Genomic DNA, 13737 nt, shown 5'->3' with positions numbered 1-13737 from the left:
GTCCGCGCGTCGCCCGGCGGCCCGCGGGTTCCCGCGCGGCCGGAGGCCGCCGTCGTGGCGTCCCCGCGGACGCGCCTTTTCTCTCGTCCTTCGCGTACGAGTCCTCCCTTCCTTCGCGTACGAGTCCTCCCTGTCAGAGCAAGGAGCCGATCATCGTCATGTCCGACGCCGGAACAGTCCACGAACACTCACCGCGCACACCCGCGGTCCACCGCGCCCGTGTGGTGCTCGACCTGGGCACCTCGCGCACCCGTTCGCTGTCCCTGGACGGGTTCGCCATCGCCGACCGTCCCTCGGCGGTCGTCGTCCCGTCGCCGGAGAGCGCGGCCGGGATCCCGGTCCGCCCGATCCGCCGGGGCATGGTGGTCGACCCGGGAGCCTGCCTGCGGCTCGTGCACCTCGTGCTGCAGGACGCCTGGCTCTCCGGCGGCCGGCCGCTGGAGCACGTGATGGCCGCGGTGCCCAGGGCCGCGACGGGCAGCGACCGCCAGGCGGTGCGCGCGGCCGTCGCCGAGGCGGCCGGCTGCCAGGTGACGCTGGTCGAGGCGCCGCTGGCGGCGGCCGCCGGCGCCGGTCTGGACGTCGGGGGGCCGGGGCCGTACCTGCTGCTGGACGTGGGGGCGGGCATCGTCGAGGCCGTCGTCGTCGGCGGCGGCGCGGTCAGCGACGCGGCGGCGCTCCAGCTCAGCGCCACGACCAGCACGGGCCTGCTGCCGGACGCGCTGGACGGCGTCGTGGAGATGACCGCCGGCCTGCTGCGCCGCCAGCCCGCCCACCTGCGCCCGGCCGTCCGCGAGAACGGCCTGACCGTCACCGGCGGAGGCGCGCTGCAGACGCGGCTGCTCGACCGCCTGCACACCGCCCTTCGCACCCGGATCAACGCCGCGCCCGAGCCGCAGCACGCCACCGTCCGTGGCCTGCTGCGCCTGTGCCTGCGCCCCGCGGCACCCGTCACCGCCTTCTGAGACCCCCGCATCCGCGCGGAAAGGACAACACCATGACCGAACACCTCAGCACCGTGCAGCTCCAGTCCCTGCGCCAGGACATCGACGAGCAGCTGGAACGGCGCAGCCGCCACCTGCTCGGCCTGCAGGCCGAGGCCCAGGACGGCAGCGGCGCGGACGGCACCTGGCAGGAGCTGCTGGCCTCCCTCGCCACGGCCGACCGGGCCATCGCCGAGCTCACCCAGGCCCTCGACCGGCTGACGGCCGGCTCGTACGGCCGCTGCTCGCACTGCGAGGCGGGCATCCCGTTCGAACGGCTCAAGATCCGCCCGCTGGCCCGGTTCTGCATCAACTGCCAGCGCCGGAACGAGGCCGCCTGATCCCGGGACCGGCCGCCCCTCGCGGCATGGGGCGGCCGGTCCGCCGCGAGCGGCTCGCGTGGACAGGAATATGCAGACCGGTCTAGTGTGGGCCGCATGGCGGTCAAGGGGGACGAGACGCGGGCGCGCATCATCGCGGCGGCCCGCACGCTGGTGGAGGCCCAGGGCTGCCACGGCACCGGGCTCAACGAGGTGCTGGCGGTGGCCGGCGCCCCTCGCGGGTCGCTCTACCACCACTTCCCCGGCGGCAAGGACCAACTGGTGGGCGAGGCGCTCGCCGCCGCCGGACGGGAGGTCGACACCATGATCGACGACCTGTCCGGCACGTTCTCCGGCGCCCGCGACCTCGTGCCGGCCCTCCTCGACGCGCTGGCCGACAGGATGGTGGCGGCCGGGTACGCCAAGGGCTGCCCGGTGGCGACCGTCGCCCTGGAGGTCGCCTCGTCCAACGAGCACCTGCGGCGGATCTGCGCCGGCATCTACGAGGGCTGGCAGCGGAGGCTGGCCGACGCCCTGCGCGCCGAGGGGCACGGCGCGGCCGACGACCTGGCGGCGACCGTGCTCGCGGTGATCGAGGGCTCGCTGGTGCTGGCCCGCGCGAGCCGCTCCCCCCTGCCCGTCGAACGGGCCCGCCGCCAGGTCGTCAGGCTGCTGGCCTGAGCCGGCGGTTCGCCGTGCCCACAGAATATGCAGATCGGTCTAGAGAGGGACAGTCATGGAAGACGCCGTGGTGTTCGGCGCGACCGGCTTCATCGGCAGATGGACGGTCCTGCGCCTGCTGGAACAGGGCCGTACGGTGACGGCCGTCGTCCGCCGCGCGGACGGCGGGCTGCGCGGCTGGCTGCGCGAGCACGGCGTGCCCGCCACGCGGCTCACGGTCGTCGAGGGCGATCTCACGGCCGGGCCCGGCCTGGGACTGAGCGCGGCCGGCGGGGGCCCGGCGGGCGTGCGGGACGTGTTCAACGCCGCCGGGGTCTACCGCTTCGGCATGGAACGTGAAGAGGCCAGGGCGGTCAACGTCGAAGGCGCGCTCAACGTGCTGCACTGGGCCGCGGCCCGCCCCGGGCTGCGCCGGCTGGTGCACGTGTCGGGGTACCGCGTCGGGCTGGACCCGCGTCCGCGCCATCCGCTCCCCGAGGCCGAGCTCGCGGCCCTGTACCGGGACAAGGGGGCGTACGAGGGCTCCAAGGCCGAGGGGGACGCCGCCGTACGGGTCGCCGCGGCGCGGCTGGGCGTGCCGCTGACCGTGGTGAACCCGAGCAGCGTCATCGGCCATTCGCTCACCGGCGAGGCCGGCCAGTACCTGGGCCTGGCCGGGCTCGTCCGCGACCTGTGGACGGGCCGGCTGCCCGCGTTGCCGGGCGGCGCCCGGACGTTCGTGCCCGTGGTGACGGTGGATGATTTCGCCCGGTTCATGGCCGCCGTGCCCGAGCACGACCCCGAACCCGGCGGGCTGCACTGGGTGCTCGACCCCGCCACGCCCGACCTGCCCGACCTGATCCGGCTGCTCGCGGACCACCTCGGCGTCCGTCCGCCGCGCGTGCGCGTGCCGGTGGGCCTGATCCGCCGCCTGCCGTCCGCGCTGACCGGCGCCGACCCCGAGACGCTGGGCTTCCTGACCGAGGACCGGTACGACACGGGCTCGGCCGACCGGGTCGCCGCGTCCGCGGGGCTCCGGCGGCCACCGGTGGAGGACGCGCTGCGCCGCTGGGCCGACCGGCTGGTCGCGGACCGCTTCGGAGCCGCCCCGGCCGCGCGTCCCGGCGGTTTCCACGACGTCGCCGGGTCGCGCACCTACGTCGCCGGGGACCGTACGTCGCCGGGCCTGGTCCTCCTGCACGGGCTTCCGCTCGACGGCGAGTCCTGGCACGGCGTGCTCGACGACCTGGACGCAACCCCCGCCTCCGCGCACTCCGGGACACTCGTCGCCGATCCGCCCGGGTCGGGACGTTCCTCTCCCGGGGCACTCGTCGCCGATCTGCCCGGGTCGGGACGTTCCTCTCCCGCGGCGGCCACGTCGCCGGAATGGCTGGCCGAGCTGCTGGGGCCGGTGCGCACCCGTCCCGTGATCGTCGCGCACTCGGCCGCCGCCGCGCCGGCGCTCCGGTACGCCGCCGCCCATCCCGGCCGGGTCGCGGCCCTGGTCCTGGTGTCCCCCTACTTCCTCCAGCGCCGGCCGTCCGCGCTCATCCGGCTGCTCGCCGGCCCCCTTCTCGGCAGGACGGGCCCCGACCGGCTCGCGGCCACCCTTCTGGGCGCGGCGCCGCCGCCGGAGAGCGCGCGGCGGGCGGTCGCGAGCGCCGCGGCCGGGCTCCGCCGTCCCGGGGTGGCCCGGCGCACCGCCCGCGCGCTGCGGGCCGCGCACCTCCCCGCCGAACGCGCCGCCCTCCGTACGCTGCTCGACGGCCCCGTCCCCGTGCACCTCGTGGCCGGCGAGCTGGACCCGCTGACCGGCCACCCCGGACGCACCCCCGTCACCGCCCCCGTCACCGCCCCCGTCACCGTCGTGGCGGGGGCCGGGCACCACCCGCACCTCACCCACCCGGCCGCCGTCGCGGAAGTCGTGCGGCGGGTCCTCCTCCGGCATGAGATCATGACCGGCCCACTCCCGCAGCTACCGAGGGAACCATGAGCTCCTTCACCTACATCGAGCCCGACGACCCCCAGCCCGAGATCCCGCTCGCCGGCGGCGACGTCACCGAAGGCGTCGTACGCGTCGGCGACACCGTACGCCGCCCGGTCGGCCCCAACGCCCCGCTGGTCCACGCGCTGCTGCGGCACCTGGAGGAGGCCGGGTTCGCGGGCGCGCCGCGCTTCCTCGGCATCGACGCCGCCGGGCGCGAGGTGCTGACCTTCGTGCCAGGAGAGGTCGCCGGACATCCGAGGCCCGGGTGGCTGGCCGACGAGGAGCGGCTGGCCTCCGTGGGCCGGCTGGTACGCGCCTACCACGAGGCGGTGGCGGGGTTCGTCCCGCCCGACGGCGTACGGGCCGACTTCGGGTTCACCGAGCCGCCGGGCATGCCGCCCGCGCCGCCGTACCCGCCGGAGCTGGTCGGGCACCTGGACTACACGCCGGACAACATCGTGTTCCGCGACGGCGTGGCGGCCGGGCTGATCGACTTCGACATCGCCAGGCCGGCCACCCGGGTGGAGGAGCTGATGAACGCGATGTTGTACTGGGCGCCGCTGGCCGACCCGGCCGACGCCGACCCGCCCCTGCGCGGCCTGGACGTGCCGCGCCGCTGCCGCCTGCTCGCCGACGCGTACGGGATGTCCGGCGTGGACCGTTCGCGCCTGGTCGAGGTGGCCGTGCTGCGTACCCGGCGGTCGTGGTTCTCGATGCGGCAGATCGCCGAGGAGCAGGGCGGCGGCTGGGCGCGGATGTGGGAGGAGGGCGTCGGCGACCTGATCAAGCGGCGTGAGGCGTGGCTGGAGCTCCACGGCCCGGCGATCGAGGCCGCGCTGACCGCGCCCTGACCGCCGTACCGCCCCTACCGGTGGCGGGCCGCCCTACTGCCCGGGCGGCGGCAGGCGCAGGGCGAGCAGCGCGATGTCGTCGGTACGCGGCGACGGCGCGAGGGCGAGCACCTGCTCGCAGAAGTCCTGGAGCGGACGCCGGGCCAGCGTCGCGGCGTGGCGGCGCAGCCGGGCCAGGCTGGTGTCCAGGTTGACGCCGGGCACCTCGACCAGCCCGTCGGTGTAGAGCAGCAGCGTGCTGCCCGGCGGCAGCGGCACCAGGGCGTCGTGGCGGGTCACGTCGTCGAGGTGCACGCCCAGCAGCAGCGACTGGCCCTCCTCCAGGTAGCGGGCCTGGCCGTGCGCGGTGACCAGCAGCGGCGGCAGGTGGCCCGCGCTGGTCCAGCGCAACATCCGCGCGCCCGGCTCGCCCCCCGGCTCTGGCGGCTCGATCCTGGCCAGGATCGCCGAGGCCGTGGGGGCGTCGCTGGCCACCGCCATGACCTTGTTGAGCCGGTCGAGGATGAGGCTGGGCGACTCCTTGTGGTCGCAGGCCAGGGCGCGCAGCATGTTGCGGAGCTGGGCCATCTGCCCGGCGGCCTCCAGGTCGTGGCCCGCGACGTCGCCGATGGCGATCGCGGTGACGCCGTCGGGGAGCACGAAGGCGTCGTACCAGTCGCCGCCCACCTGGGAGCCGGCCGGGGCCGCCAGGTAGCGGGCGGCGAGCTGCAGGTGGTCGACCTGGGGCAGCGCGGTCAGCAGGTGGCGCTGCATGGTGTCGACGATGTCGCGCTGCTGGCCGAACAGGCAGGCGTTGTCGGCCGCCAGGGCCGCGGTGCGGGCGATATCGGCCACCACGTCCACGTCGGCCTCCGTGTACGGCCGCCCCGGGTCCGTCCGCGCCACCGTCAGGGCGCCCAGCACGCGGCGCGGCGTACGCAGCGGCGCCACGATCGCCGACGAGCCGCCCAGCACGTTGAACAGGGCGTCGTGCGCGGCGGCCAGCGGCCCGTCGGGCGGCGCGGCGATCTGCTCGGGGCCGAGCAGCAGGGCCTGCTCCCCTCGCAGCACCCGGACCAGCGCCGACCGCGAAGGCCCCTTCGGCAGGGACGGCAGCTCGCCGAACCAGGAGGGATCCACCGGCGTGGCCCCGGCGGCGGCCATGGCCAGGCGGCGCAGCTCGCGCGGCCCGAGGAACATGTCCACCGCCGCCCAGTCGGCCAGGCGCGGCACCAGCAGCCGGCCGAGCCGGGTCATCGCCTCGCGGACGTCCAGCGTCTGGGTGAGGACGGTGCTGATCTCGGTCAGCAGGCGGAACTGCTCGGTCAGCTTCTTGGCGCGGACGAGCTGTTCGGCCTGCCGTCCGGCCGCGTCGAGGCGTTCGACGACGTCGATGAAGACCACGACGGCCCCGGCGGGCTCGCCGTCGCGGTGGAGGGGCGAGGCCACCCAGGCCACCGGGAGCAGCCGGCCGCCGGCGGTGGCGAAGGTGGCGAACTCGCTGCGTACGGACCGGTCGTGCCGGCACACCGTCACCAGCTCGCAGCCGGAGCGGGGCGGGAGGCCGCCGTCGAGGCGGCGGTGCAGCGTCTGGTGCGCGTCGGCGCCGCGCAGCTCGTCGGCGGGGAAGCCGAGCAGGGCCGCCGCCCTGGGATTGACCCACGTGATGCGGCCGGTGAGATCGGTGAGGTAGACGCCCATGCCCGTGCCCTCGAACGCCGCGCGCAGCAGCCACTCCTCCGGCTGCGCGCCGGAACCGGAGCCTTCCGGTCGGTGCCCGACGTCGCCCCGATCAGCCATCATCACACTACGTTATCGGATGATTACTGACATGCCGACTTCGTGTAGCCGGGAAAGTGCCGGGCTCAGGACCAGGGGAAGGCGCCGCCGGCCGAGGTGCCGCTGAGGCGGCGGCCGGCGGCGCACGGGATCTCCGAGGGCACCAGCATGCGCAACCGCAGCCGCGAGCCGACGACGGTCCGCTCCACTGCGACCGAGTCGCACAGCTGCCGGATCACCCACAGGCCGAAGCCGTGGGACGCGGTCGGGTCGACGCCGGCGGCGTCGAGGTGGTCGGGGGTCAGGCGGCCCGCGGTGTCCAGGATCTCCACGCAGACACCGATCGCGTCCCGGGTCGCGGTGACCAGGCCGGCCGAGCCGCCATGGTCGAGGACGTTGGTGACGGCCTCGTTCACCGCGAGCACCAGGTCCTCCAGCCGCTCGCCGGACAGTCCGCCGTGGTGGCCGTGGACGCGCACCAGGTCGCGGATGAACGCCAGATCGGCGCTGATGGGACAGCGCAACTCCAACTCCACATGCATGATCGTCTCGTCTGTCGGACGTCGGGAAGGGGTACGCCGGCCCCGTTCAGCTTTCCCGTCGATCGATCGTCAAACGCGCCGGCCGCTCACGGGATGACGGCCTGGGCGAGGGCGATGCCGCACCAGGCCGCTCCGAGACCGGCGGCGACGCCGGCCACGGCGTTGAGCGCGGCGTAGGTGCGGGCGCCGGTCTGCAGCAGCCGCAGGGTCTCGTAACCGAAGGTGGAGTACGTGGTCAGCGCCCCGCACAGGCCCGTGCCCAGGAGAGCCTGCACGCCGTCGCCGGCGGGCAGCGCCAGCAGGAAGCCGAGCAGCGCCGACCCGGCCACGTTCACGGTGAAGGTGCCCCACGGGAACAGGCTGTCGTGCCGGGCCTGGACGGCACGGTCGATCAGGTAGCGGGCGGGCGCGCCCACGGCGGCGCCGAGCACCACCAGCAGCAACGTCGTCACGGCCGCCTCCCGTCGTGCGGGGCACGCGCGCCCTCGCCGCCGGCGGCGGAGGCGTCCTCGGCGCGGGTGGCGGAGGCGTCCTCGGCGCTGGTGGCGAACCGGCCGAACAGGCCGCGGCCGAGCGCCTGCCCGAGGAAGACCGCGGCCAGCGCCGTGACCAGCGTGACCGCCAGGTAGGCGAGCGCCGTGCGCGGCTCGCCCGCGGCCAGGGCCCCGTGGGCGTCGGCGATGGAGGTGGAGAACGTGGTGAAACCGCCCAGCACTCCCACTCCCAGGAACGGCCGGGTCAGCGGATGGGCCTGCCAGACCTCGGTGATGGCCACCATGAGCAGCCCGATCAGCAGGCAGCCGCTGACGTTGACGGCCAGCGTCGGCCAGGCGAAGCCGCCGGGCGGCACCGGGAAGGCGGTCAGGACGGCGTACCGGGCGAGCGCGCCGAGCACGCCGCCGGCCGCGATGACGGCCAGCGTGGCGATCGGGGCGCGGGCGAGCTCGCTGCGCTGGGCGGGCACATGCAGATCGACGTCGGGATCGACCGCGGCCCGCGGATCGACCCGCGTCCCTTCGACGGCGGACGCGTCGCCGGCCTCGGCGCCTTCGGCGGCGTGCGCGCCGCCCGGGCCGGGCCTGGGGGGACGGGCTTGGGTCATGAGGCATCTCCTACCAGCACATGAGCGTGGCACATCTCTGGCAGGGACCGTTGGCGGCCGACACCGCGGTTACCCCCGTACGGGCGGGAGGCGGCGGGCCCCACCGCCGCGGCTCCCGACGCGGGGAAGCCGTGCCCATCATACCGACGCCCTTCCCCCGGAGCGGCTCACCACCGGCGGGGCGTCCGTCCGTCAGCCGCTGCGTCCAGCGCGGGGCCCTGCAAGGGAACCTGGCGGTCCCGCACGTCGACCTTCAAGAAGATCGCTGGTCCGCTTGACCTGGAGTCCGCTCCAGCGCCCAGACTCCCCTTCCGGGGCCTCGTACAGAACGTGACGATGTGGGGAGACAGCATGAAGTACCGGACGATCGGCACGAACCCGGACACCCGCCGTGAGGTGAGCGTGCTCGCCCTCGGGGCGATGATGTTCGGCTCGGTGACCGACGAGAAGACGTCGTTCGCCATCCTCGACCGCTATGTCGAGGCCGGTGGGACGTTCATCGACACGTCCGACAACTACGCCTTCTGGGTGGACGGCGGCCAGGGCGGCCAGAGCGAGGAACTGCTCGGCCGCTGGCGGCGCAGCAACGGCGTCGGCGACGAGATCGTGATCGCCACCAAGCTGGGCGCGCGGCCGCTCGCGCCGGGCACGAGCTACGTCGACAACGCCGAGGGGCTGTCGGCCAGGACCATCAGGGAGTCGGCCGAGCGCAGCCGCGAACGCCTCGGCATCGACCGCATCGACCTGCTCTACGCCCACATCGAGGACCGCGCGGTTCCGCTCGCCGAGACCGTCGAGGGCTTCGGCGCCCTGGTGGCCGAGGGCACGGTCGGCCTGCTCGGGGCGAGCAACCACGCGATCTGGCGGGTGGAACGGGCCCGCGCCCTGGCCGCCGCGGCGGGGGTCACCGGGTACGAGCTGCTGCAGTACCAGCACAGCCTGCTGCGCCCGCGCTTCGACATGCCCGAGTCGATCTTCGAGGACGGCAGCCTCGGGCACGCCGGAGCCGAGCTGCTGAGCTACCTGCGCGCCGAGCCCGGCCTGACCCTGGTGGCCTACTCACCGCTGCTCGGCGGCGCCTACACCCGGCAGGACAAGCAGGTGCCGCCGGACTACGACCACCCCGGCACCCCGGCCCGCCTGTCCGTGCTGCGCGAGGTGGCCAAGGAGTGCGGGGCGAGCATGAACCAGGTGGTGCTGGCCTGGCAGATCGGCTCGGCGTTCCCGATCATCCCGCTGGCCGGGGCGTCGTCGGTGGCCCAGCTCGAGGAGAACCTGGCCGCCGTGGACCTGGAGCTGACCGGCGACCAGCGCGCCCGCCTCGACGCCGCCCACTGAGACACTCCGCCACCTCGCGTCGGGGCTGGCCGGGCGGATGACGCGCATCCTCGTCGAGGTGATCGACGCTCCGTACGAGGAGGCGGTCCCCCGGGCGGCGGCCGTCCTCGACCGCTTGAAGGGGTCGCCCGCCCCCCGCCTGCTGCACGGCGAGGGGCCGGCGACGTGGCCGCTCGTGGCGGAGGCCGTACGGCTGGGCCTCGCCACCCGGATCGGCCTGGAGGACACCCTGCTGGACCCGGACGGCGGTACGGCGGCGGACAACGCCGGCCTGGTCCGCCGCGCCCTCGCCCTCGCCCGCCCCGCCCGGTAGGCGAGAACGCGCGCGCCGGGCTGGTAGGGGCAACCCCCGCTTGAGGGTGGGTGGTGCCGTGACTGTGGCAAACCCGCCAATTCGGCAGAGTCGGGACATATCTTGATCAACTGCTACAAGGAGTCCCGATGCCTTCCTCCGCTACCCGGCGCGCACTCGCCTTGCTCGTGGTCGTCCCGCTGGCGCTCGCGCCGGTGGCTCCGGCGTTCGCGGCCGACCGCGCGCCGTCGTTGCAGTCGCGGCTGGACGCCCTCACCGCCTCCCCGGACGTGCCCGGCGCCATGGCCTACATCCGCCGGCCGGACGGCAGGACCGCGACGGTCGCGTCCGGCACCGCGCGACGCGGCACCGAGCAGCCCATGCCCGGCGCCGACGGCCGGTTCAGGGTCGCCAGCGTGAGCAAGTCGATCATCGCGGCCACCGTGCTGAAGCTGGCCGACCAGGGCAAGGTCAACGTGGACGAACCGGTCGAGACGTACCTGCCCGGCGTCATCCGCGGCAAGGGCATCGACGGGCGGGAGATCACCGTGAAGATGCTCCTGCAGCAGACCAGCGGCCTGCCGGACTTCACCTCCGTCGCCGACTGGTCGAAGATCGACAAGCAGGACCTGCTCAAGCCGGCGCTCTCCCTCGAACCGACGCCGCGCGGCCGGTTCGCCTACTCCAACACCAACTACATGGTCCTCGGCCTGGTCGCCCAGGCGGTGACCGGGCGCGACTTCCGCGCGGTCAGCCGCGACCTGGTGCTGAAGCCGCTGGGCATGAAGGACACGTACTGGCCGGCCAAGGGCGAGACCGGCGTTCGCGGCCCGCACGCGCACACCTACGGCGTGCACCCGCTGCGCCCCCGGGACGGGGTCGTGGACGTGACCCGGCTGCCCGGCCACGCGTTCGGCGCCAGCGGCGGGCTGGTCTCGACGCCGCGCGACCTCGACACGTTCTGGCGGTCGCTGTCCGTCAAGTCCGGTTCGTACGTCACCGTCGACCAGCCCGGCTGGCCCAAGGGCGCCCGCTACGGCTACGGCGTCATGGAGATCCCGCTGAGCTGCGGCGGAAAGCTGTGGGGACACGGCGGCGACATTCCGGGTGTGTCCACCTTCAGCGGACGCGACCGCGCGGGCCGTACGGCCACCGTGTACACCACGGGCTCGGCCAACGGCGGCAAGGCCCGCGACCACCTGCTCGCCGCCTTCGACACCGCCCTCTGCGCCGGCTGAGCGGGGGACACCGTGGAGCAGACCGTGATCCACGCCTACCGAATCGGGTGACCGTCGAGCCGGCGAAGGGCCCAGGAGGGGCCGGAGTGAGCACTCTTGGGAAATTTCCGATTTTGCCACCATTCGCACTCGCGACCCGCGATGATCAAGGTCGGCCGAGTGCCCACGGGGGCGCACCGACCGTTGATTGGAGCACCATTTTGCGAACAAGACTCCCTCTGCTCGCCACTGCCTTCATGGCGCTGGCGGCATTGGTCCCGGTCCCGGCGGCGAACGCCGCGACGACCGCGACGACCACCACCAAGACCGCGACCAGCGCGATCACCTGGGCGCCCTGCGAGGAGGAGCCCAGCGCCGAGTGCGGCAAGCTGACCGTCCCCATCGACTGGTCCAGGCCGGGCGGGCCCTCGATCGACCTCGCCGTCGCCCGCCGCAAGGCCACCGACCCGGCCGCCAGGGCCGGCTCGCTGGTGATCAACCCCGGCGGTCCGGGCGGATCCGGCGTGGAGGCCGTCTACGGCGCTCCCGGGTCCTACACCGAGGAGCTGCAGCAGCGGTTCGACATCGTCGGCTTCGACCCGCGCGGCGTGGGCCGCAGCCACCCGGTGATCTGCTCGGCGTCGGTCTACAACCAGATGCCGCCCACCGTCATGCGCAGCCAGGCCGACTTCGACGCCTGGAACGCCTTCACCAAGAAGCTGCACCCGGACTGCCGGGCCCGTACCGGCCCGCTCTACGACCACGTGGACTCCGTCTCCGTGGCCCGTGACATGGACGCCCTCCGCGCCGCCCTCGGCGAGGAGAAGCTGACCTACTACGGCATCTCGTACGGCACCCTGATCGGCCAGATGTACGCCGAGCTGTTCCCCGGCCGCGTCCGGGCGCTCGCCCTCGACAGCAACATGGACCACAGCCTCGGCCTGAAGGGCTTCTTCGCCACCGAGGCCCTGGCCGTCGAGGACGGGTTCGACCAGTTCGTCGGCTGGTGCGAGCAGGACCCCAGTTGCGTCCTGAACGGCCGCGACATCCGCGCCATCTGGAAGAGCCTGCTGGACAAGGCCCGCCGCGGCGAGCTGGTCTACCCCAGCACCGGCCAGCGGGTGACCGAGCTGCAGGTCATCTACAACGCCGCGCTGGGCAACGAAGGGCCCGACTGGCGCACGCTGAGCGAAGTGATCAACTGGCTGAACGGCGGCCCGGCCCCCGAGTGGGTGCCCCCGCTGCCCGGCCGGGGCCCGGTGGACGGCGACGTCGCCGAGCTGCCGACCAGGATCCTGTGCCAGGACTACAACCTCAAGGTGAGCAGCTACGCCGAGTACGCGGAGCTCATGCGCACCGCGGGCTACCTGGCCCCGGACACGAAGTACCACCCGTACCCGACCGACGACCTGCCCATCTGCCTCAACTCCGGAGCCCCGGTCAACCCGCCGCACACGCTGCGCTACACCGGGCAGGCGCCGCTGCTGCTCGGCAGCTCGATCCACGACCCGGCCACGCCGTGGATCTGGTCGGCCAACGCCACCCGACAGCTCGGCCCGAAGGCCGTGCTGCTCACGTACGAGGGCTGGGGTCACCGCATCTACGGCAAGGACAAGTGCCAGACCGACATCATCGACCAGTACCTCATCGCCCTGACCGTCCCGCCGCAGGGCACCCGCTGCGCCGTGGGCACGCCTGAGGAGACGCTCAGGAAGCAGACGAAGCGGGCGTGGCCGTCCGACTCGCTGCCCTGGGCCGGATAGTCCGCACGACATGGGTACGGCCCCACATCGGGGGCCGTACCCATCCCCACAAAGGGATATTTGCCCCGGCGAACCCCTCGTTATGGATAATTCAGCGTAAGAAGGTAGCTGACGAGGGGGGATGAGCCATGATCGAGGTCAAGAGCATCGACAAGCCCGACGAGCGGCGCGACTTCCCGAAAGGCCACCTGGAGATCTGCGAGCTGAGTGGCCTGACCTTCGGGATCGCCACGTTCGAGCCGGGATGGCACTGGTCGGAGTCCGTGCAGCCGATCGCCGGGACGCCGTCCTGCCAGGTGCACCACAACTGCTTCGTGGTCTCGGGGCGGATGCGCCTGCGCATGGACGACGGCACCGAGGCCGAGGCGGGGCCGGGCGAGGTCTTCGTGTGCCCGCCCGGACACGACGCCTGGGTCGTCGGGGACGAACAGGTCGTCCTGTACGACTTCGCGGGCGGCGCAGCCGAGTACGCCAAGGCGAAGAACGGCTGACGCCGCGCGCGGTCTAGGCGGGCGCGTGCGTCCGCCTGGGAATGATCTCTTCCAGGGCCTCGGCGACGGTGGCGCGTACTCCGAGGCGTCCTTCCAGACCGGTGATGCGCATCAGTCTGGCCGGCTGCGGGGTCGGCGCGGCGACCATCACCGTCCGTCCCGTGGCGGTGATGCGTTTCCACGCGCCGATCAGCGCGCCGAGACCGGCCGAGTCCATGAATCCGACGTCGGACAGATCGATCAAAGTGACGGCGGCCGGCGTGCCGTCGAGATAGCCGGTCGCCCAATCCTCGATGGCGCCGGCGGTGTGCAGGTCAAGGTCCCCGGCCGGGTGCAGAACGACGGTTTCTCCTGCGGAGTTCGCGAGGAGCCGGAAAGTGTCGACTTTCACTGCTATCACTTCCCTTCTTGGTCCGCTCTCCCCTGCCCATCG

At 73.7% G+C, this 13737-nt stretch carries 15 protein-coding genes; 10 read left to right on the top strand and 5 right to left on the bottom strand.

Annotated features, from left to right (window positions below; all coding sequences use genetic code 11):
* Nucleotides 1–158 precede the first annotated feature (158 nt).
* The 5 genes from ACIHAD_RS26985 to ACIHAD_RS26965 all read left to right on the top strand — a co-directional run bounded on the left by ACIHAD_RS26985 (nt 159) and on the right by ACIHAD_RS26965 (nt 4801).
* On the top strand, nt 159–965 hold the full coding sequence (locus ACIHAD_RS26985; protein ID WP_397357421.1) for a rod shape-determining protein: 807 nt from the start codon (nt 159–161) through the stop codon (nt 963–965).
* Between the two features lie 32 nt (nt 966–997).
* On the top strand, nt 998–1324 hold the full coding sequence (locus ACIHAD_RS26980; RefSeq protein WP_397357420.1) for a TraR/DksA family transcriptional regulator: 327 nt from the start codon (nt 998–1000) through the stop codon (nt 1322–1324).
* A 96-nt stretch (nt 1325–1420) separates the two neighbouring features.
* Nucleotides 1421–1984 (top strand): TetR/AcrR family transcriptional regulator, encoded by a 564-nt coding sequence (locus ACIHAD_RS26975; protein ID WP_397357419.1) that lies wholly within the window; start codon nt 1421–1423, stop codon nt 1982–1984.
* Nucleotides 1985–2039: 55 nt separating this feature from the next.
* Nucleotides 2040–3956: an alpha/beta fold hydrolase gene (locus tag ACIHAD_RS26970; RefSeq protein WP_397357418.1), complete on the top strand. Its 1917-nt coding sequence runs from the start codon at nt 2040–2042 to the stop codon at nt 3954–3956.
* The gene (locus tag ACIHAD_RS26965; protein WP_397357417.1) at nt 3953–4801 is read left to right on the top strand and encodes a phosphotransferase; all 849 of its coding nucleotides are present in this window, start codon (nt 3953–3955) and stop codon (nt 4799–4801) included. The genes ACIHAD_RS26970 and ACIHAD_RS26965 overlap by 4 nt, the downstream gene beginning before the upstream one ends.
* A gap of 33 nt (nt 4802–4834) precedes the next feature.
* Here ACIHAD_RS26965 and ACIHAD_RS26960 read toward each other — a convergent pair whose 3' ends face one another.
* The 4 genes from ACIHAD_RS26960 to ACIHAD_RS26945 form a co-directional block, all read right to left on the bottom strand.
* Nucleotides 4835–6583 (bottom strand): SpoIIE family protein phosphatase, encoded by a 1749-nt coding sequence (locus ACIHAD_RS26960; RefSeq protein ID WP_397357416.1) that lies wholly within the window; start codon nt 6581–6583, stop codon nt 4835–4837.
* A 62-nt stretch (nt 6584–6645) separates the two neighbouring features.
* The gene (locus tag ACIHAD_RS26955) at nt 6646–7101 is read right to left on the bottom strand and encodes an ATP-binding protein (RefSeq protein ID WP_397357415.1); all 456 of its coding nucleotides are present in this window, start codon (nt 7099–7101) and stop codon (nt 6646–6648) included.
* A gap of 86 nt (nt 7102–7187) precedes the next feature.
* Entirely contained in the window at nt 7188–7553 is a 366-nt protein-coding gene (gene crcB / locus ACIHAD_RS26950) for a fluoride efflux transporter CrcB (protein ID WP_397357414.1), read from the bottom strand.
* On the bottom strand, nt 7550–8203 hold the full coding sequence (locus ACIHAD_RS26945) for a fluoride efflux transporter FluC (protein ID WP_397357413.1): 654 nt from the start codon (nt 8201–8203) through the stop codon (nt 7550–7552). The genes crcB and ACIHAD_RS26945 overlap by 4 nt, the downstream gene beginning before the upstream one ends.
* A 351-nt stretch (nt 8204–8554) precedes the next feature.
* On the opposite strand from ACIHAD_RS26945, the gene ACIHAD_RS26940 reads away from it, so the two are divergent.
* The 5 genes from ACIHAD_RS26940 (at nt 8555) to ACIHAD_RS26920 (ending at nt 13304) form a co-directional block, all read left to right on the top strand.
* On the top strand, nt 8555–9541 hold the full coding sequence (locus ACIHAD_RS26940; protein WP_397357412.1) for an aldo/keto reductase: 987 nt from the start codon (nt 8555–8557) through the stop codon (nt 9539–9541).
* 37 nt (nt 9542–9578) lie between these two features.
* Entirely contained in the window at nt 9579–9854 is a 276-nt protein-coding gene (locus ACIHAD_RS26935; RefSeq protein ID WP_397357411.1) for a 3-keto-5-aminohexanoate cleavage protein, read from the top strand.
* Nucleotides 9855–9982: 128 nt separating this feature from the next.
* Nucleotides 9983–11071, top strand: a complete 1089-nt coding sequence (locus ACIHAD_RS26930) for a serine hydrolase domain-containing protein (RefSeq protein ID WP_397357410.1) — start codon at nt 9983–9985, stop codon at nt 11069–11071.
* A 200-nt stretch (nt 11072–11271) separates the two neighbouring features.
* The gene (locus ACIHAD_RS26925) at nt 11272–12813 is read left to right on the top strand and encodes an alpha/beta fold hydrolase (RefSeq protein ID WP_397357409.1); all 1542 of its coding nucleotides are present in this window, start codon (nt 11272–11274) and stop codon (nt 12811–12813) included.
* A 128-nt stretch (nt 12814–12941) separates the two neighbouring features.
* Complete coding sequence (locus ACIHAD_RS26920) at nt 12942–13304, top strand: cupin domain-containing protein (RefSeq protein ID WP_397357408.1); 363 nt, start codon at nt 12942–12944, stop codon at nt 13302–13304.
* Nucleotides 13305–13317: 13 nt separating this feature from the next.
* Here ACIHAD_RS26920 and ACIHAD_RS26915 read toward each other — a convergent pair whose 3' ends face one another.
* Entirely contained in the window at nt 13318–13695 is a 378-nt protein-coding gene (locus ACIHAD_RS26915) for an STAS domain-containing protein (protein WP_397357407.1), read from the bottom strand.
* Nucleotides 13696–13737: the final 42 nt, after the last annotated feature.

It is taken from the genome of Nonomuraea sp. NPDC052265 (assembly GCF_044547985.1).
In the GTDB taxonomy this organism is placed as follows: Bacteria; Actinomycetota; Actinomycetes; order Streptosporangiales; family Streptosporangiaceae; genus Nonomuraea.
This window is presented reverse-complemented; position numbering and strand designations above follow the sequence as displayed.

Coding starts and splice junctions, on each gene's coding strand:
- ACIHAD_RS26985 (WP_397357421.1), top strand. CDS start 159: ATGTCCGACGCCGGAACAGTCCACGAACACTCACCGCGCACACCCGCG.
- ACIHAD_RS26980 (WP_397357420.1), top strand. CDS start 998: ATGACCGAACACCTCAGCACCGTGCAGCTCCAGTCCCTGCGCCAGGAC.
- ACIHAD_RS26975 (WP_397357419.1), top strand. CDS start 1,421: ATGGCGGTCAAGGGGGACGAGACGCGGGCGCGCATCATCGCGGCGGCC.
- ACIHAD_RS26970 (WP_397357418.1), top strand. CDS start 2,040: ATGGAAGACGCCGTGGTGTTCGGCGCGACCGGCTTCATCGGCAGATGG.
- ACIHAD_RS26965 (WP_397357417.1), top strand. CDS start 3,953: ATGAGCTCCTTCACCTACATCGAGCCCGACGACCCCCAGCCCGAGATC.
- ACIHAD_RS26960 (WP_397357416.1), bottom strand. CDS start 6,583: ATGATGGCTGATCGGGGCGACGTCGGGCACCGACCGGAAGGCTCCGGT.
- ACIHAD_RS26955 (WP_397357415.1), bottom strand. CDS start 7,101: ATGCATGTGGAGTTGGAGTTGCGCTGTCCCATCAGCGCCGATCTGGCG.
- ACIHAD_RS26945 (WP_397357413.1), bottom strand. CDS start 8,203: ATGACCCAAGCCCGTCCCCCCAGGCCCGGCCCGGGCGGCGCGCACGCC.
- ACIHAD_RS26940 (WP_397357412.1), top strand. CDS start 8,555: ATGAAGTACCGGACGATCGGCACGAACCCGGACACCCGCCGTGAGGTG.
- ACIHAD_RS26935 (WP_397357411.1), top strand. CDS start 9,579: ATGACGCGCATCCTCGTCGAGGTGATCGACGCTCCGTACGAGGAGGCG.
- ACIHAD_RS26930 (WP_397357410.1), top strand. CDS start 9,983: ATGCCTTCCTCCGCTACCCGGCGCGCACTCGCCTTGCTCGTGGTCGTC.
- ACIHAD_RS26920 (WP_397357408.1), top strand. CDS start 12,942: ATGATCGAGGTCAAGAGCATCGACAAGCCCGACGAGCGGCGCGACTTC.